This is a genomic window from Streptomyces sp. NPDC093598, from assembly GCF_044764825.1.
Taxonomy (GTDB): domain Bacteria; phylum Actinomycetota; class Actinomycetes; order Streptomycetales; family Streptomycetaceae; genus Streptomyces.
Genome location: NZ_JBIWIV010000003.1, coordinates 260,378 through 277,762, shown reverse-complemented (window position 1 = coordinate 277,762; position 17,385 = coordinate 260,378). Strand labels below are relative to the sequence as shown.

General features: G+C 69.8%; 15 protein-coding genes and 1 tRNA gene. 9 read left to right on the top strand and 7 right to left on the bottom strand.

Annotated features, from left to right (window positions below; translation table 11 throughout):
• Nucleotides 1–15: 15 nt before the first annotated feature.
• On the top strand, nucleotides 16–1,149 hold the full coding sequence (locus tag ACIRDU_RS13065) for a ScbA/BarX family gamma-butyrolactone biosynthesis protein (protein WP_403577951.1): 1,134 nt from the start codon (nucleotides 16–18) through the stop codon (nucleotides 1,147–1,149).
• Nucleotides 1,146–2,066 carry an NAD-dependent epimerase/dehydratase family protein gene (locus ACIRDU_RS13060; RefSeq protein WP_403577948.1) on the top strand — a complete coding sequence of 307 codons (921 nt, stop codon included), beginning with the start codon at nucleotides 1,146–1,148 and terminating at the stop codon, nucleotides 2,064–2,066. Before ACIRDU_RS13065 ends, ACIRDU_RS13060 begins: the two co-directional genes overlap by 4 nt.
• Here ACIRDU_RS13060 and ACIRDU_RS13055 read toward each other — a convergent pair.
• The 3 genes from ACIRDU_RS13055 to ACIRDU_RS13045 all read right to left on the bottom strand — a co-directional run bounded on the left by ACIRDU_RS13055 (nucleotide 2,014) and on the right by ACIRDU_RS13045 (nucleotide 4,553).
• Nucleotides 2,014–3,339 carry a cytochrome P450 gene (locus ACIRDU_RS13055; protein ID WP_403577945.1) on the bottom strand — a complete coding sequence of 442 codons (1,326 nt, stop codon included), beginning with the start codon at nucleotides 3,337–3,339 and terminating at the stop codon, nucleotides 2,014–2,016. The genes ACIRDU_RS13060 and ACIRDU_RS13055 overlap by 53 nt on opposite strands.
• Nucleotides 3,340–3,434: 95 nt before the next feature.
• Nucleotides 3,435–3,773: a hypothetical protein gene (locus ACIRDU_RS13050; RefSeq protein ID WP_403577943.1), complete on the bottom strand. Its 339-nt coding sequence runs from the start codon at nucleotides 3,771–3,773 to the stop codon at nucleotides 3,435–3,437.
• 696 nt (nucleotides 3,774–4,469) lie between these two features.
• Nucleotides 4,470–4,553, bottom strand: a tRNA-Leu gene (locus ACIRDU_RS13045).
• A 473-nt stretch (nucleotides 4,554–5,026) separates the two neighbouring features.
• Between ACIRDU_RS13045 and ACIRDU_RS13040 the strand changes: the two genes are divergently transcribed.
• The 7 genes from ACIRDU_RS13040 to ACIRDU_RS13010 all read left to right on the top strand — a co-directional run bounded on the left by ACIRDU_RS13040 (nucleotide 5,027) and on the right by ACIRDU_RS13010 (nucleotide 14,478).
• The gene (locus tag ACIRDU_RS13040; RefSeq protein ID WP_403577940.1) at nucleotides 5,027–5,893 is read left to right on the top strand and encodes an FhaA domain-containing protein; all 867 of its coding nucleotides are present in this window, start codon (nucleotides 5,027–5,029) and stop codon (nucleotides 5,891–5,893) included.
• Nucleotides 5,894–5,903: 10 nt separating this feature from the next.
• Nucleotides 5,904–6,416, top strand: coding sequence for an FHA domain-containing protein (locus ACIRDU_RS13035; RefSeq protein ID WP_097217959.1), 513 nt, complete (start codon nucleotides 5,904–5,906; stop codon nucleotides 6,414–6,416).
• 140 nt (nucleotides 6,417–6,556) lie between these two features.
• Nucleotides 6,557–8,107 carry a Stp1/IreP family PP2C-type Ser/Thr phosphatase gene (locus ACIRDU_RS13030; RefSeq protein ID WP_403577937.1) on the top strand — a complete coding sequence of 517 codons (1,551 nt, stop codon included), beginning with the start codon at nucleotides 6,557–6,559 and terminating at the stop codon, nucleotides 8,105–8,107.
• A 22-nt stretch (nucleotides 8,108–8,129) separates the two neighbouring features.
• Nucleotides 8,130–9,578, top strand: coding sequence for an FtsW/RodA/SpoVE family cell cycle protein (locus ACIRDU_RS13025; protein WP_403577934.1), 1,449 nt, complete (start codon nucleotides 8,130–8,132; stop codon nucleotides 9,576–9,578).
• Nucleotides 9,575–11,053, top strand: a complete 1,479-nt coding sequence (locus ACIRDU_RS13020; protein WP_403577932.1) for a peptidoglycan D,D-transpeptidase FtsI family protein — start codon at nucleotides 9,575–9,577, stop codon at nucleotides 11,051–11,053. Before ACIRDU_RS13025 ends, ACIRDU_RS13020 begins: the two co-directional genes overlap by 4 nt.
• Before the next feature lie 168 nt (nucleotides 11,054–11,221).
• Nucleotides 11,222–13,255, top strand: coding sequence for a Stk1 family PASTA domain-containing Ser/Thr kinase (gene pknB / locus ACIRDU_RS13015; RefSeq protein WP_403577930.1), 2,034 nt, complete (start codon nucleotides 11,222–11,224; stop codon nucleotides 13,253–13,255).
• 191 nt (nucleotides 13,256–13,446) lie between these two features.
• A complete protein-coding gene (locus ACIRDU_RS13010; protein WP_403577928.1) occupies nucleotides 13,447–14,478 on the top strand; it encodes a restriction endonuclease in 1,032 nt (343 codons plus the stop codon).
• A 96-nt stretch (nucleotides 14,479–14,574) separates the two neighbouring features.
• Here ACIRDU_RS13010 and ACIRDU_RS13005 read toward each other — a convergent pair whose 3' ends face one another.
• From ACIRDU_RS13005 to ACIRDU_RS12990, 4 genes are read right to left on the bottom strand one after another with little or no spacing between them, the layout of a single operon-like run.
• Entirely contained in the window at nucleotides 14,575–15,324 is a 750-nt protein-coding gene (locus tag ACIRDU_RS13005) for a class E sortase (protein WP_403577925.1), read from the bottom strand.
• A 13-nt stretch (nucleotides 15,325–15,337) separates the two neighbouring features.
• Entirely contained in the window at nucleotides 15,338–16,540 is a 1,203-nt protein-coding gene (locus ACIRDU_RS13000; protein WP_403577923.1) for a class E sortase, read from the bottom strand.
• On the bottom strand, nucleotides 16,537–17,175 hold the full coding sequence (locus ACIRDU_RS12995; protein WP_385652443.1) for an aminodeoxychorismate/anthranilate synthase component II: 639 nt from the start codon (nucleotides 17,173–17,175) through the stop codon (nucleotides 16,537–16,539). The genes ACIRDU_RS13000 and ACIRDU_RS12995 overlap by 4 nt, the downstream gene beginning before the upstream one ends.
• Nucleotides 17,172–17,369, bottom strand: coding sequence for a hypothetical protein (locus ACIRDU_RS12990; protein ID WP_037668147.1), 198 nt, complete (start codon nucleotides 17,367–17,369; stop codon nucleotides 17,172–17,174). Before ACIRDU_RS12990 ends, ACIRDU_RS12995 begins: the two co-directional genes overlap by 4 nt.
• Nucleotides 17,370–17,385: the final 16 nt, after the last annotated feature.

Below are 17,385 nucleotides of genomic sequence, written 5' to 3'. Positions count from 1 at the left end.
CCGTATCTTGTTCTCATGCCGCAGACAGGGCCTTTAAGCGCACTCACGGACGATCAGACCGGACGCGGGGGCCGTCCGGCAAACGGAACCGCTACGACCGTCGAGAACCCACCACAGACCACCGTTCCCCGACAGATCGCGCCGCCGGGCCCCGCCGCCGGAGGACCCGCGGCACCGGCCACCTCCGAAGGACCCGCGCGACCGTCCCCCGTCACCGGACACCCCGCCCCTCACTCCCACACCAATGTCACCGTCACCGTCACCAAGGAACTCGCCCACCGCACCACCGAGCAGGACGTCTTCCCCACCCGGTGGACCCGAATCTCCGACACCCGCTTCCGGTTCACCGCCCACTGGCCGGCCGCCCACTCGTTCTTCGGCCCAGTGGACGACCGCCACCAGGACCCGATGGTCGTAGGCGAAACGTTGCGGCAGGCCTCGATGGTGCTGGCACACGCCGAGTTCGGCGCCCCGGCCGACACACACTTCGTCATGTGGGACCTGACGGTCCGCGTCGACCCGTCCGCACTGCTGCTGGCGGACGCCGCCGAACCGGTCGAGGTCGACGTCGTGTGCTCCGAGATCCGCCGCCGCGGCAGCGGGCTGCACAGCATGCGGACCACGATGGAGTTCCGCCGCGCGGGACGGTTCGTCGCCCAGGGCACCGGCAGCACCGGCTGCACCTCCCCGCGCGCCTACCGCCGCCTGCGGGCGGGCAAGGTGAACGCCTCGGACACACCGGTGCCGCTGCTGCCCGGCATAGCGCCGCGGACCGCGGGACGGGCCCGCGCCGAGGACGTCGTCCTCGCCCCCGCCGACCGCCCCGGCGTCTGGCACCTGCGCGTCGACACCGGCCACCCGGTCCTCTTCCCGCGGCCCAACGACCACGTCCCCGGCATGGTCCTGTTCGAGGCGGCCCGCCAGGCCGCGACCGCCGCGACCGGCCTGCGCCCCTTCCTGCCGAGCACGATGACGGCCGACTTCACCCGGTACGCCGAACTGCACGGCCCGTGCCTCATAGAGACCGACGTACTCACCGAACACCCCGGCGAGACGACCGTCCGGGTGTCGGGGCGGCAGGACGGCGAGTCCGTCTTCACCGCCACCCTGACCTGCGCCCGGCCGGCGCCGCTACGGTCCCTGTCGTGACGGTCAAGCTTCTGATCACCGGCGCCAGCGGCTTCGTCGGCAGCCGTGTCGCCGCCACGGCACAACGGCAACCGGACGTCCACGTACGCCTGTTGTCCCGGCACGCACCGCACAGCCCCGAGTACGTCCACGGCGACCTCTGCGCCTCGCCCTCCCTACGCGGCGCCTGCGCCGACACCGACGTCCTGGTGCACTGCGCCACGCGGGTCGGCGGCGACGCCGGAACCGCCCGGGCGGTCAACGACCACGGCACCCGGGCCCTGGTCGAGGAGGCCGTGCGCGCCGGAGTACGCCGGATCGTGTACGTCAGTACGGCCGCCGTCCTCGGCCGGGGCCCCTTCCGGGGTGTACGCCCGGGGGAGGTGCCGATCGCGCCCGCGTCGCCCACCAGCCGGACCCGGGCCGCCGCCGAGCAGCACGTCCTCGACGCGGGCGGCCTGGTGCTGCGCCCGCACCTCGTGTACGGCGAGGGCGACCGGTGGGTGATCCCCGGGCTGGTGTGGCTGCTGAACGAGCTGTCGGCCACCCTGACCGGCTGTGAGGCGCTCCAGTCGATGGTCGACGTCGACACCCTGGGCCGGGCCGTGGTGACCGCCGCGCTCTCCCCGGCGCACCACGGCGGTGTGCACCACGTAGACCACCCCGAGCCGGTGGCGGTCAAGGATCTGCTGGCGGCCGTGTGCCGGGAGGTGGAGGAGCCCGGCGGCGGCACGGCCGTGGACGTCGCCACCGCCCTCGACCGGGCCGCCGGGTCACCGCTCGCCCTCCATCACCTCGGCATGCTCACCGTCGACCACTGGTTCGTGGACGACGCGTTCTGGAAGGACTTCGACTGCTCGCCCGGCGAGGGGTTCGCGGCCGCGTTCACCCGCGCGGCGCCCTGGTACCGCGCGTTCCTCCGGAGCCGGGTTCCCTGATCGCCTCCGCTTCCTGAGGGCGCGGGCGCGGATCCCGGCCGTGCAACAGCACCGGCAGCTCCTCGTGGCCGGTGGAGATGATGGAGCGCAGCCGCTTCGGCGGACGCGACGGATCGGCCAGGGTCAGCCGCGGGAAGCGGGCGAACAGCGACGTGAGGGCCACGCTCGCCTCGGCCATGGCCAGGGGCCGGCCCAGGCAGTGGTGCACGCCGTGGCCGAAGGACACATGGTCGCGGCTGGTGGCGCGCGTGACGTCGAACCGTTCGGCGTCCGGCCCGTGCCGCTCGGGATCGCGCCCGGCGCCCGCGAAGGAGACCACGAGCGGGTCGCCCTTCGGGATGGTCAGGCCCGGCTCGATCTCGATGTCCTCGACGGCATAGCGCAGACCCGACATGGCGCCCGGCGCCTCGAAGCGCAGCGACTCCTCCAGGGCGTCCTCCCAGGTCGCCCGCCCGGAGCGGACGAGGTCGAGCTGCCCGGGATGGGCGAGCAGGCTGTGCACGGTGTTGTCGATGAGGTTGACGGTCGTCTCGAAACCGGCGGTGAGCAGCAGGATCAGGTTGTCCATCAGCTCCTGTTCGCTGAGGCCGCCTTCGTCCCGCGCGGCGATGAGCGCCGTCGTCAGGTCGTCGGCCGGGTGCTCCCGCTTGTGCTGGAGGAACGCGGTCAGCGTGCCGTAGAGGTCGACCGCGTTGGCCTGGGCGTCCTCCAGGGTGATCGCCGTGTCGAAGAAGCGGTTGATGATGCGGTACAGGACCGCGCGCGGACCGTCCTCGCCGGGCGGTACGCCGAACAGCTCGCACACCACCTCGTGCGGGACCGGCGCCGCGAACGCCGCCCGCAGGTCGACGACTTCGCCCTCCGGGAGGCGCTCCAGGCCGTCCAGCGCCCGGTCCACGATCTCCTGGACGCGTGGCAGCAGCGCGTCGACGCGGCGCTTGGTGAAGGCGGCGGCCATCGGCTTGCGCAGCCGGCTGTGGTCGGGGCCGTAGGCGGTGACCATGTTGCGCACCGAGACCCAGATGGCGAGCGGCCAGGTGCGGGAGATGTCCCCGTTGATCCAGGCCGGCCAGTGCTGGTAGGCGTCCTTGCTGGTCTCGGGGCCGGCCAGGAGCCGCTTGTTCAGCTCCAGGCCGGTGATCCACCACGCCCGTACACCACCGGGGAGTTCGACCTGCACGGCCGGTCCCCGGGCACGGATCCGGGATATCTCGCCGTAGAGGTCCTGACCGGACGGGTCGATCGACAGGAAGGGGCAGGCCTGCTGTGCCATGACTCATCGCTCCTTGGTCCGGAGGCCGGGGAACCATCCTGCGATCCGCGGGCCGAAATAACTTGGCATCCGGTTTGTTTTGGCCACGGCTTCACTCACTGTCGGCCGACGGCGAGTGACCACCGCACCGCGAGCCCCACCCGGCCCGCATCCGCCTGAAGGTCCGGGGCGGCTGGCCCGCTCTCCACCGGTCCGCCCTCCGCGGATCCGCTTCCCGCCGGATCGAGCGCCCCGGCCACCCGCGGCGCCGCCACGCACGGCAGCAGCAGCCGCCACAGATCGGTCAGCGAGGGCCGGGCGAGCCAGTCGTGGTCCTCCCGGGCCAGCACCTCGGTGCCGGTCGTGGCGGCGAGGACGACGGCACCGGTGCGGTGCGGCGTCACACCGGCGGCCAGTTCACCCCCGCGCTCCGCCTCGGCCAGCAGCCCGTGCACACACTCCCGCCACTCGGGTCCGGACGGCCCGGTCCTGTTCGGTCACCCGTGGCTCCTGCAGGGCTCTGATGCGACGTAATGAAACCAACTCGCTGGTTTTATACAACGGGTCGACGACCGGGAGGGCCTTGGGCCGGCTTCGGGTCGTGCCGGGCTTGATCACCTCGACGACGACTCGATCACCGTCAACGAGGAATGGCAGCGGCGCCGGGTGGGCGACCGGGTCGGGGTATGACTCGGCGACGGCACACCGCGCACTCTCCGCGTCGCCCACCCGCGAAACCGACCCCCGCACCACCCGCCTCGGCATCCTCCTGGTCCTCGGTATCGCCCTGCTCCACACGGGCATCTCCGCGGTCGACACCAGGCGCGCTCCTCGGCCTCCTGGTCACCCGCGTCAACCTGGCCGGCCTGTGGAGCGCCCTCGCGCTGCAGCCGGTCCGGCCCACCGTCACCCTTCCGTGGCAGACCCTCGGCACGACGGCGGCCGACTGCGCTCTCCTGGCCGTGGCCTCCACGACGGCCCCCGCCGCGCCCTGCGCCGCCGCCCGGCGGACCCGGCGGACCCGGCGGAGATACACCGACGGACCTGAGAGCTTCCTCACACGGCTAGAGCCCGGGGCAAGCCGAGACAACCGTCACACCCACCAACACGAAGAACGGGCGGCATCTGATCGATGCCGCCCGTTCCGACGGTGCGCGAGGGGGGAGTTGAACCCCCACGCCCTTGCGGGCACTGGAACCTGAATCCAGCGCGTCTGCCTATTCCGCCACCCGCGCATTGGGTGTGTCCTGGGCGTCTGCCCCTTGCGGGCCGGCGCCTTCCGACACCCAGAACATTAGCACGCAGGAAGGGGTGGGTTCACATCCCTTATCCCCGCAGGCAGACCTCCCGCCGAACCTTCGATGTCCCTGCCACGTATCAACGCGTACCGGTTCACGTATCAACCTCGTACCGGTACCCGCCGTCTCCGCAGGAGGGGGCCCGGGTCCACAGCCGGGTGCGGGACACTGGCCTTCAGCCGCCTCTACGATCCTTGTCAGGCATACACGAGGCGGTTACGCGCAGCTGTACCACCGGAGGAGTTCGAAGAGGAGCTCCACAGGGAACTTCGTCATGCGTCGACACCCGTCGGCGGGGCTGACAGGGGGAACCAGCCGATCGAGCGGCGCGTGGATACGATCAGTAAGCAGTACCAGGCAAGCGGCCCGCAGGGCAGTACACAGGACGGCAGCGACGGAGGAGGTGCCCCATGGGAGTCCTGAAGAAGTTCGAGCAGCGTCTCGAAGGTCTGGTCAACGGCACCTTCGCCAAGGTGTTCAAGTCCGAGGTGCAGCCCGTGGAGATCGCGGGAGCTCTCCAGCGTGAGTGCGACAACAACGCCACCATCTGGAACCGCGACCGGACGGTCGTGCCCAACGACTTCATCGTCGAGCTGAGCACCCCGGACTTCGAGCGGCTCAGCCCCTACTCCGGCCAGCTCGGCGACGAGCTCGCCGGCATGGTGCGCGACTACGCCAAGCAGCAGCGCTACACCTTCATGGGCCCGATCAAGGTGCACCTGGAGAAGGCGGACGACCTCGACACCGGCCTGTACCGGGTACGCAGCCGTACGCTCGCCTCCTCCAGCAACCAGCAGGGCGGCCCGGGAGGCGGCGGCGCGCCCGCCGCCGCGCAGGGCGGACGCCCCGGTGGCTACGGCTACCCGCCGTCCGCCGCGCCCACCGGCGCCCCGCCCATGCCGGCCGCGCCGCCGCCCGGCGGCCGCCCCGGCGGCTACGGCTACCCGCCCGCCGCGAGCGCCCAGCGGCCCCCGGCCGCCCCGGCCGCCGGCGGACGCACCCGCCACTGGATCGAGATCAACGGCACCCGCCACCAGATCTCCCGCGCGACGCTGGTGCTGGGCCGCAGCACCGACGCCGACGTGCGGATCGACGACCCCGGCGTCTCCCGCCGGCACTGCGAGATCCGGACCGGAACGCCCTCGACGATCCAGGATCTCGGATCCACCAACGGCATCGTGGTGGACGGGCAGCACACCACCCGCGCTACGCTCCGCGACGGCTCGCGGATCGTCGTGGGCAGCACCACCATCATTTACCGGCAAGCCGAAGGGTGAAGCGGGGGCAATGTCAGAGCTGACCCTCACGGTCATGCGGCTGGGTTTCCTGGCCGTACTGTGGCTGTTCGTGATCGTGGCCGTGCAGGTCATCCGCAGCGACCTGTTCGGTACGCGCGTCACCCAGCGCGGATCGCGCCGGGAGGCAGGCCGGCAGCAGCAGGCCGCCGCCCGCCAGGCGCCGCCGCCACAGCGCCAGCAGCCCGCCGGCGGCCGCCGCGGCCGTAACGCCCCCACCAAGCTGGTCGTGACCGAGGGCACCCTCACCGGCACCACGGTCGCGCTCCAGGGCCAGACCATCACCCTCGGCCGGGCGCACGACTCGACGATCGTGCTGGACGACGACTACGCCTCCAGCCGCCATGCCAGGATCTACCCGGACCGCGACGGCCAGTGGATCGTCGAGGACCTCGGCTCCACCAACGGCACGTACCTGGACCGGTCCCGGCTGACGACTCCCACACCGATTGCGCTGGGCGCGCCGATCCGCATCGGCAAGACCGTCATCGAGCTGCGGAAGTAGTGCTACATCATGGATAGGCGCGAGCGGAGCGAGCACGCAGCGGCGGGCCCCACCCCGGCCCCCGGCGCGCTCCCGACCGGAGGGTGGGCAGTGTGGCTCGACACGACCGGCTGTACCCGGAGCCGACAGGCGAGGTGCGCATGAGTCTGTCACTGCGCTTCGCGGCCGGATCGCACAAGGGCATGATCCGGGAGGGCAACGAGGACTCCGGGTACGCCGGCCCACGCCTGCTCGCCATCGCCGACGGCATGGGCGGCGCCGCGGCCGGTGAGGTCGCCTCCTCCGAGGCCATCTCCACCATCGTCGCGCTCGACGACGACGTCCCCGGCTCCGACATCCTCACCTCGCTCGGCACGGCCGTACAGCGCGCCAACGACCAGCTGCGCTCCATGGTCGAGGACGACCCCCAGCTGGAGGGCATGGGGACCACCCTGACCGCCCTGCTGTGGACGGGCCAGCGCCTCGGCCTGGTCCACGTCGGCGACTCGCGCGCGTACCTCCTCCGCGACGGTGTCCTCACACAGATCACCCAGGACCACACCTGGGTGCAGCGCCTCGTCGACGAGGGCCGTATCACCGAGGAGGAGGCGACCACGCACCCGCAGCGCTCACTGCTGATGCGCGCCCTCGGATCCGGCGACCACGTCGAACCCGACCTGTCCATCCGCGAGGTCCGCGCCGGCGACCGCTACCTGATCTGCTCCGACGGCCTGTCCGGCGTGGTGTCCCACCAGACCCTCGAGGACACCCTCGCCAGCTACCAGGGCCCCCAGGAGACCGTCCAGAACCTGATCGAGCTGGCGCTGCGCGGCGGCGGCCCGGACAACATCACGGTCATCATCGCCGACGTCCTCGACCTCGACACCGGCGACACCCTCGCGGGGCAGCTGTCCGACACCCCGGTCGTGGTCGGCGCCGTCGCCGAGAACCAGCACCAGCTGCACGACAACGGCATCATGCAGACCCCCGCCGGCCGCGCCTCCGGGCTCGGCCGCCACGGCCAGGGCGGCGGAGGCGGCGAGTTCGGCCCGCCCGGCTCCGGCGACACCACCGGCTACATCCCGGCGGCCGGCTTCGACTACGGCGACGACGACTTCACCAAGCCCCGCAAGAAGGGCCGGTGGCTGAAGAGATCCCTCTACGGCGTCCTCGCGCTGGCCGTCGTGGGAGGCGGGCTCTACGGCGGATACCGCTGGACGCAGACGCAGTACTACGTCGGCGCCGAGGAGGAGCACGTCGCGCTGTACCGGGGCATCAGCCAGGACCTCGCCTGGGTGTCGCTCTCCGAGGTCGAGAAGGACCACCCCGAGATCGAACTCAAGTACCTACCGCCCTACCAGCAGAAGCTGGTCAAGGCGACCATCGCCGAGGGCGGGCTGAAGAACGCCCAGGCGAAGATCCAGGAACTGTCGGTGCAGGCCTCCGCGTGCAAGAAGGAAGCGCAGCGGCGCGACGCCGAGAGCCAGAACAACTCCAAGACCGGCGAAGGCGAGGCCGGGGGCGCCACGGGAACCACTCCCGCCTCCTTCACGTCCAAGGCCACACCGACACCGAACCCGTCGAACCCGTCGGGCTCACCGTCGGCGCCGCAGAAGTCCACGCCCCCGACCACGACCGCACCCACTCCCAGCCCCGGCCCCAGCCTCTCGGAGGAAGAGCAGAAGGTCGTCTCGCTGTGCGGTAAGCAGTAGCCGTGAGAGGCCCTGTCACACGATGAGCGGTACGAATACGTCGCACTCGCCGACGCACCACACGTCCACGATCGGCGCCATCGGCGCGCCGAGCCGGCGCAACACCGAGCTCGCACTGCTGGTGTTCGCCGTCGTCATCCCGGTGTTCGCCTACGCCAATGTCGGCTTGGCCCTCAACGACACAGTGCCGCCGGGCCTGTTGAGCTACGGGCTCGGGCTCGGCCTGCTCGCCGGCGTCGGCCATCTCGTCGTCCGGAAGTTCGCCCCGTACGCCGACCCCCTGATGCTGCCGCTGGCCACCCTGCTCAACGGGCTCGGTCTGGTGGTCATCTGGCGGCTGGACCAGTCCAAGAAGCTGAGCAACTACGCCGACGCCGCACCGCGGCAACTGCTGTACTCGGCGATGGGCGTCGCCCTGCTGGCGGTCGTGGTGATCTTCCTCAAGGACCACCGGGTCCTGCAGCGCTACACGTACATCTCCATGGCCGGTGCGCTGTTCCTGCTGGTCCTGCCGCTCGTGCCCGGACTCGGCGCGAACATCTACGGCGCCAAGATCTGGATCAAGATCCCGGGCCTCGGCACGCTCCAGCCCGGCGAGTTCGCGAAGATCGCCCTCGCCGTCTTCTTCGCCGGCTATCTCATGGTCAAGAGAGACGCCCTGGCCCTGGCCAGCCGCCGCTTCATGGGCCTGTACCTGCCGCGTGGCCGCGACCTCGGACCGATCCTCGTCGTCTGGGTGATCTCGATCCTCATCCTGGTCTTCGAGACCGACCTCGGTACGTCCCTGCTGTTCTTCGGGATGTTCGTCATCATGCTGTACGTCGCCACCGAGCGGACCAGCTGGATCGTCTTCGGTCTGCTGATGTCCGCGGTCGGCGCCGTCGGCGTGGCGAGCTTCGAGCCGCACATCCAGACACGAGTGCAGGCCTGGCTCGACCCGATGCGCGAGTTCGAGCTCTCCCGCGCCGGCGTCCAGGACGGCATCGTCCACTCCGAGCAGGCCATGCAGGCCCTGTGGGCCTTCGGCTCCGGCGGCACCCTCGGCACCGGCCTCGGACAGGGCAACTCCGACCTCATCGGCTTCGCCGCCAACTCGGACTTCATCCTCGCCACCTTCGGCGAGGAGCTGGGCCTCGCCGGCGTCATGGCGATCCTGCTGCTGTACGGCTTGATCATCGAGCGGGGCGTGCGCACCGCGCTCGCCGCCCGCGACCCCTTCGGCAAGCTGCTCGCCATCGGCCTGTCCGGCGCCTTCGGCCTCCAGGTCTTCGTCGTGGCCGGCGGTGTGATGGGCCTCATCCCGCTGACCGGTATGACGCTGCCGTTCGTGGCGTACGGCGGTTCCTCCGTGATCGCCAACTGGGCCCTGATCGGCATCCTGCTCAGGATCAGCGACACGGCCCGCCGCCCGGCCCCCGCTCCCGCCGCCAACCCCGACGCCGAGATGACCCAGGTGGTCCGCCCGTCATGAACAAGCCCCTGCGCCGGATCGCGATCTTCTGCGGCCTGCTCGTACTGGCCCTGCTGATCCGCGACAACTGGATCCAGTACGTCCAGGCCGACGAGCTCAGGACCGACAAGAACAACCGCCGCGTCACCATCGAGCGTTACGCCTCCCCCCGCGGCGACATCATCGTCGGCGGAAAGCCGATCACCGGTTCCGCCGAGACGCCGGGCAACGACTTCAAGTTCAAGCGCACCTACAAGGACGGCCCGATGTGGGCGCCGGTCACCGGCTACGCCTCGCAGGCCTTCGGCGCCACCCAGCTCGAGAACCTCGAGGACGGCATCCTCACCGGCAACGACGACCGGCTGTTCTTCCGCAACACCCTCGACATGCTCACCGGCAAGAAGCAGCAGGGCGGCAACGTCGTCACGACGCTGAACGCCGCCGCGCAGAAGGCCGCCTACAACGGCCTGAAGAAGCAGGGCGGCAAGGGCGCCGTCGTCGCCCTGGAGCCGTCCACGGGCAAGATCCTCGCCCTGGCCTCCTACCCGTCGTACGACCCGTCGTCCTTCGCCGGGAACTCCACGACGACGGACAGCAAGGCCTGGCAGAAGCTGCAGAAGAAGAACAACCCGGACGACCCGATGCTCAACCGCGCGCTGCGCGAGACCTACCCGCCCGGCTCCACCTTCAAGGTCGTCACCGCGGCCGCCGCCCTCGAGGACGGCATCTACACGGACCCGGACGGCAAGACCGACTCGCCCGACCCGTGGATCATGAAGGGCACCACCACCAAGCTGCCCAACGAAGGCAACATCCCCTGCAAGAACGCGACGCTGCGGGTGGCCCTCCAGTACTCCTGCAACACCGTCTTCGGCAAGATCGGCTCCGACCTCGGCAACGACAAGATGCTGGACATGGCCAAGAAGTTCGGCTTCGGCGAGGAGCAGTTCACGCCGGTCCGCGCCAACGCCTCGGTCTTCTCCGACAACATGAACCCCTCGCAGACCGCCCTGTCCTCGATCGGCCAGTTCAACACCGCCGCGACCCCGCTGCAGATGGCCATGGTCGCCTCGGCCGTCGCCAACGACGGCAAGCTGATGAAGCCGTACATGGTCGACGAGCTCCAGTCGCCGGGCGTCGACCCGATCGCGAAGACCGACCCCGAAGAGCTGAGCCAGCCGCTGTCGGCGGAGAACGCCCAGAAACTCCAGTCGATGATGGAGACGGTCGTCGACAAGGGCACGGGCTCCAACGCCAAGATCCCCGGAGTCACGGTCGGCGGCAAGACCGGTACCGCCCAGCACGGCGTCGACAACAGCGAGAACCCCTACGCGTGGTTCATCTCCTACGCCAAGGGCGACGACGACAGCTCCCCGGTCGCCGTGGCGGTCGTGATCGAGGACGACAACGCCGTCCGTGACGACATCTCCGGCGGCGGCCTCGCGGCTCCGATCGCGAGGAACGTGATGAAGGCGGTCATCGACAGCAAGAAGTGACCCCGCTCACGTCTGCTTCACATCGGTGCACGTTGCGATACCGGTCCTGTATCGGCTGACGGGCTTGGCCAGGTCACACAAAGCGAGCCGGGTACGGTAGGCCCGGACGGCAGCCTCGACCGTACAAGCGTGCCGGTCGGGACCGACGGAGAGGGCTGGTAGGTAGCTATGGAAGAGCCGCGTCGCCTCGGCGGCCGGTACGAACTGGGCCAGGTGCTCGGGCGTGGTGGCATGGCGGAGGTCTACCTCGCGCATGACACCCGCCTCGGCCGCACCGTGGCGGTGAAGACGCTGCGCGCGGATCTCGCGCGCGACCCTTCCTTCCAGGCCCGGTTCCGCCGGGAGGCCCAGTCGGCCGCCTCGCTCAACCATCCCGCGATCGTCGCGGTCTACGACACGGGCGAGGACTACATCGACAACGTGTCGATCCCGTACATCGTCATGGAGTACGTGGACGGCTCGACACTGCGGGAACTGCTGCACTCCGGCCGCAAGCTGCTGCCGGAGCGGTCCATGGAGATGACCATCGGCATCCTCCAGGCCCTGGAGTACTCCCACCGCGCCGGCATCGTCCACCGCGACATCAAGCCGGCGAACGTCATGCTGACCCGCAACGGCCAGGTCAAGGTCATGGACTTCGGCATCGCCCGCGCCATGGGCGACTCCGGCATGACGATGACGCAGACCTCCGCGGTCATCGGCACCGCCCAGTACCTCTCGCCGGAGCAGGCGAAGGGCGAGCAGGTCGACGCCCGGTCCGACCTGTACTCCACCGGCTGTCTGCTCTACGAACTGCTGACCGTACGTCCGCCGTTCGTCGGCGACTCCCCGGTGGCCGTGGCCTACCAGCACGTCCGCGAGGAGCCTCAGGCGCCGAGCGTCTTCGACCCCGAGATCACGCCCGAGATGGACGCGATCGTGCTGAAGGCGCTCGTCAAGGACCCTGACTACCGCTACCAGTCGGCCGACGAGATGCGCGCCGACATCGAGGCCTGCCTCGACGGCCAGCCGGTCGCCGCCACGGCCGCGATGGGCGCCGTCGGCTACGGCGGCTACCCCGACGACCAGCCGACGACGGCCCTGCGCGCCGACTCCGGCGCGGGCGCCACGTCCATGCTGCCCCCCATGAACCCGGACGACGGCGGCTACGGCTACGACGACCGCCCCGACCGGCGCCGCGGCCAGCAGCGCAAGTCCAACACCTCCACGATCCTGCTGGTGGTGGCGGGCATCCTCGTCCTGGTCGGGGCGATCCTGATCGGCCGGTGGGCGTTCAGCGGCGACGGAGGAGCGAGCAACGACACGCTCCCGGCGCCGAACTTCGTCGGCGAGACGCTGACCGACGCCAGGCAACTGGCAAAGAACAGCGACCTCGAGCTGAGCACCACCAACAAGCCCTGCGACAACCAGGCCAAGGGCACCATCTGCACCCAGAACCCGAAGGCCGGGGTGGACGTCAAGAAGGGCGACACCATCTCCCTGGTCGTGTCGACGGGGGCGCCGAAGGTGACGGTGCCGGACGTCACGGGCCTGACCTACGAGAAGGCCGCGGCCCAACTCGAGGACAAAGGCTTCCAGGTCGAGCAGAAGACCGAGGAGTCCGACCGCACCCCCGGCGTGGTCTTCAAGCAGAACCCCGAAGGCGACACGGAGCAGGAGAAGGGCTCCACGATCACCCTGACCGTCGCCAAGGAAGCGGAGAAGTCCACCGTCCCGGACGTGCTCGGCCAGAGCTGCGACGCGGCCAAGCAGCAGATGCAGGCCAGCAACCTGGTCGGCAACTGCACCGAGGTGGAGACCGACGACGACAACCAGGTCGGCAAGGTCATCCAGACCACGCCGCAGGCCGGCACGTCGGTCGACCCGAACTCGTCGGTCAACATCCAGATCGGCAAGAAGAAGCAGCAGCAGAAGGTCAAGGTCCCGCAGGTCGTCGGCCAGACGGTCGGCCAGGCCAAGCAGATCCTCGCGCAGCAGGGCTTCACCAACATCCAGTTCGCGAACGGCAGCGACCAGAGCGACAACGCCCTCGTCGCCGGCCAGAACCCGGGCCCCAACCAGGAGGTCGACGACCCGGCAGCCACGACGATCACCCTCCAGACCGTCGGCTTCGGGAACAACAACGGCGGCAACAACAACGGCGGCGGCGGCGGCGGAAACGGCGGCATCTTCGGCGGCCTCAACGGCAACGAGGACGACTGACCCCCGCCCTCACACACCGTCACACCACAGAGCCCCCGGCCCTCAAGGCCGGGGGCTCTGCCGTTCCCGGCCCACGACATCCCCGCAAAAGCGTGCGTCCATCGATCGTGTCTTCATATGTCCTGACTCGTTCACCCGGTGGGGTGGGGAATCGGAACCCCGCCCCGGCCGTACGAGCCGAAGGGCAGAACGTGATCAACGAAGCAGCCTTGCTGGAATCGCAGACTCTGCGCGGCAGCGTGCTCGACCGCACGGACGTACTCGACAGGGTCAAGGCACTGTCGCTGCTGCCGGACGGGATGCATGTGACGACCGCGATGGTGGCGTCGTACTTCTCGGTGACGGTGGAAGTCATCCGTGCCCTCGTGCACGACCACCGTGCAGAACTCGAAGCGAGCGGATACCGAGTTCTGACAGGGACGGAACTGAGTTACTTCAAGCAACTCAGTGGTATCCAGTCACGCACCCGCTCCCTCGCCCTCTTCTCCCGGCGCGCCGTCCTCAACATCGCCATGCTGCTCCGGGACAGCGACGTCGCACGTCAGGTGCGTGTGTACCTCCTCGACATGGAGTATCTGGCGCGCACACAGCCTGTGGAAAACCCTGCCCCGACCGATGCCGCCTCCCTCGACGCCCGCATCGACCAGCGCATCACCCACATCCTGGGGAGGACCGTCGTCCCCATGTTCAACACCCTGATCGAAACGTCGGGCGAGCACCGGCGAGAGCTCATCGCCCTCCGGACAGGCGTCCAGCGCATCGAGAAGCGGCTCCGGCAGCACCACACCCGGCTTCAGCGGCTGGAAGGCCCCCGAGAGGACCGCCCCCTCGCCGGAGTCATGGCCGCCATGGACGCCATGAACGGGCGCGAGTTCGAAGAACACATCGCCGGACTGCTGCGCCGCGACGGCTGCACTCACGTCGTCGTGCAAGGCGGCGGAAGGGACTGTGGCATCGACATCACCGCGCTCACGGCCGACGGGAGGCGCCTCGTCGTCCAGTGCAAGAGGTTCGCGCCTCACCTCTCCATCACCAGCCCGGACGTCCAGAAGTTCATCGGCGCGGCCAAGGTCCTGCACGACTCCGAGGTGGCCCTGTTCGTGGCGACCTGCCCCTTCACCCGTGACGCCCTGAACATCGCAGCCGAGAGCGGCATCACCGCCGTACATCGTGGGCTGGTGGAGGAATGGAGCGCCGGGGCGGCCCTGAGCGTCCTGGAGTAGCGACCGGACCGCGACAAAAGGCCCGAAGCCGCAAGAGATGGTTGCGGCTTCGGGCCTTTCGTCATACTAGCGACTGTCCTCCCTCGAGGACGGCAGTCAGCGCAGCTCCTCCGGCGGTGTCCGGTCCGCGTCCACTTTCTCCACCCGCTCCAGCTCCCCCCACACGACGTACCGGTACGTGCTCGTGTACACCGGCGTGCACGTCGTCAGCGTGATGTAGCGGCCCGGCTTCTTCCGGCCCGACTCCTTCGGGACCTGCGAGAGGACCTTGACGTTGTACTTCGAGGTCTCGGGAAGGATGTCGTAGACCTTGTAGACGTACCACTTGTCCTTCGTCTCGAAGACGATCGGATCGCCCTTCTTGATCTTGTCGATGTTGTGGAACTTGGCCCCGTGGCCGTCCCGGTGGGCGGCGAGGGAGAAGTTGCCGTCCTTGCCCGACATCGGCAGGGTCGCCTTGACGGGATCGGTGTAGTAGCCGGCGACACCGTCGTTGAGGATCTTGTTCGACGTGCCCTTCTCGACCAGGACCTCGCCGTTCCTCATCGCCGGCACGTGCAGGAAGCCGATGCCGTTCTTGGTGTCCAGCGCACCGGGACCGCCCCGGCCGTGGGCCCAGCCGTCACGGACCTTGTCGGCCTGCTTGCCGGCCGCACGGTCGGCGACCACGTTCGTCCACCACAGCGAGTAGACGACGAACAGGCCGAGGACCAGCCCCGCGGTGATGAGAAGTTCCCCGAAGAAGCTGACCGCCATGGCGATCGGGCCGGGCCGGCGGCGTGCCGCAGGCGGCCGGGACGCCGCGCCGGTGTGCTTCTCGTGGTCCGTGTCGGTGGTCGCTGCCACTGGTCATCTGCCCTTAACTGACGAGCGCATCCGGCTTGCCCTTGCTGCGCGGCCGTTCCTCGACCATCTTGCCCCAGACGATCATCCGGTACTTGCTGGTGAACTCCGGCGTGCACGTGGTCAGCGTGATGTAGCGGCCGGGCTTGGTGAATCCGGACCCCGTGGGCACGGGATTCAGAACGCTCGTGTTGCTCGGCGACGTCACCGGCAGGATCGACGCCATCTTGTAGACGAAGTACTCGTCCTGCGTCTCCACCACGATCGGATCGCCCGGAGCGAGCTTGTTGATGTACCGGAACGGTTCTCCGTGGGTGTTGCGGTGGCCCGCGAGCCCGAAGTTCCCGCTCTTGTCGCCGGGCATCGCCGTCTTCAGCGCGCCCTCGGCGTAGTGCCCGACCATGCCCCGGTCGAGCACACCCTTGCTGCTGGTGCCCTCGGCGATCGGGACCACCACATCCAGCTTCGGGATGTGAAGGATGGCGAAACCCTGCCCCGGTTCGAAGGCCCCCGGGTTGCGTTTGCCGCTCGCCCAGTCGTCCTGGAGGCTGCTGGCCTCCTGACCGGCCTGGGCATGCGCCCGGACATTCGTCCACCACAGCTGGTAGGTGACGAACAGCAGCATCAGCACGCCGGTGGTGATGAACACCTCGCCGATCGCCCGGCTCGCGACGACCGCGGCACCCGGCTTGCGCGCCCGCGCCTGCCGCCGCGCCTCGACCCGCGACAGCGGCGCCCGCGACCGGCTCCCCGTGGCGGCGTCGCTGCCGGTATCCGCGGCCGACGGGGTGTCCGACGCGCCGCCATGGCGCCCGTGACGGCGCTTGGCGGCCTTTCTGCGGGCCGCGCGACCACCCTGGGCGGGTCCGTCGTGCCCTGAGGCCGAAGAAGCCGCAGAGGCCGCTGTGGAGGCGCCGGGCTCCGGCGGGGGATCCGGCATCCGCAGCGCCACCGTCTCCTCGTCGACAGGCGGCAGATACCCCTCGCCCGGGGCGGGCTCGTACGACGCGGACGGCTCCGGCCGCGGCGCGCTGTACTGCGGCTGCGCTCCCGGCCCCGGCCCCGGCCCCGGAGGATACGGCTCCGGCGGATACGGCCCCGGCTGCGGGGACGCACCGTACTCCCCTCCGCCCGACCAGTCCTCGAACGCACCCGGCACCCCGTACGACTGCTGCCCGTACGAGGTGTCGGACTCGCGCTCGGGGCGCAGCGCGGTCACGCCGTGGCCCTGCCCACCACCGGGGCGAGCCCGGCCGACCTCGCCACCGCACCCTGATCGCCACACTCCACCAGCCAGTTGGCCAGCATCCGGTGCCCGTGCTCGGTCAGCACCGACTCCGGGTGGAACTGCACGCCCTCGACCGGAAGTTCCCGGTGCCTGAGACCCATCACGATGCCGTCGTGCGTACGCGCCGTGACCTCCAGCTCGTCCGGGACCGTGGCCGGCTCGGCGGCCAGCGAGTGATAGCGCGTTGCCGTGAAAGGAGACGGCAGACCCGCGAAGACGCCCCCGCCGCCGTGCTCGACCAGCGAGGTCTTGCCGTGCAGCAGCTCCGGCGCCCGGTCCACCACACCGCCGTACGCCACCTGCATCGACTGCATGCCGAGGCAGACACCGAAGACCGGCACCCCGGTGCCGGCACAGTGCCGGACCATGTCGACACAGACGCCGGCCTGCTCCGGCGTGCCCGGCCCCGGGGAGAGCAGCACACCGTCGAAACCGTCCTGGGCATGCGCCGTCGACACCTCGTCGTTGCGCAGCACCTCGCACTCGGCACCCAGCTGGTACAGGTACTGGACCAGATTGAAGACGAAGCTGTCGTAGTTGTCGACGACGAGAATGCGCGCGCTCACTGGTTGTCCACCGTCACATCGTTGAAGGGCAGCAGCGGTTCCGCCCACGGGAAGACGTACTGGAAGAGGACGTAGACCACGGCCACGACCAGGACGAGTGAGATCACTGCCTTCGCCCACGTGTTCCCCGGCAGATGCCGCCAGATCCAGCCGTACATGCCGTCCCTTCCGTCGTACCACGGCACCAGACCCACGCCGTACAGCCACCAG

Excerpts from the sequence above, each read along its gene's own strand:
- ACIRDU_RS13025 (WP_403577934.1), top strand. The coding sequence starts at position 8,130 with ATGAGCGGTACGAATACGTCGCACTCGCCGACGCACCACACGTCCACG.
- ACIRDU_RS13040 (WP_403577940.1), top strand. The coding sequence starts at position 5,027 with ATGGGAGTCCTGAAGAAGTTCGAGCAGCGTCTCGAAGGTCTGGTCAAC.
- ACIRDU_RS13065 (WP_403577951.1), top strand. The coding sequence starts at position 16 with ATGCCGCAGACAGGGCCTTTAAGCGCACTCACGGACGATCAGACCGGA.
- ACIRDU_RS13055 (WP_403577945.1), bottom strand. The coding sequence starts at position 3,339 with ATGGCACAGCAGGCCTGCCCCTTCCTGTCGATCGACCCGTCCGGTCAG.
- ACIRDU_RS13020 (WP_403577932.1), top strand. The coding sequence starts at position 9,575 with ATGAACAAGCCCCTGCGCCGGATCGCGATCTTCTGCGGCCTGCTCGTA.
- ACIRDU_RS13035 (WP_097217959.1), top strand. The coding sequence starts at position 5,904 with ATGTCAGAGCTGACCCTCACGGTCATGCGGCTGGGTTTCCTGGCCGTA.
- ACIRDU_RS13030 (WP_403577937.1), top strand. The coding sequence starts at position 6,557 with ATGAGTCTGTCACTGCGCTTCGCGGCCGGATCGCACAAGGGCATGATC.
- pknB (WP_403577930.1), top strand. The coding sequence starts at position 11,222 with ATGGAAGAGCCGCGTCGCCTCGGCGGCCGGTACGAACTGGGCCAGGTG.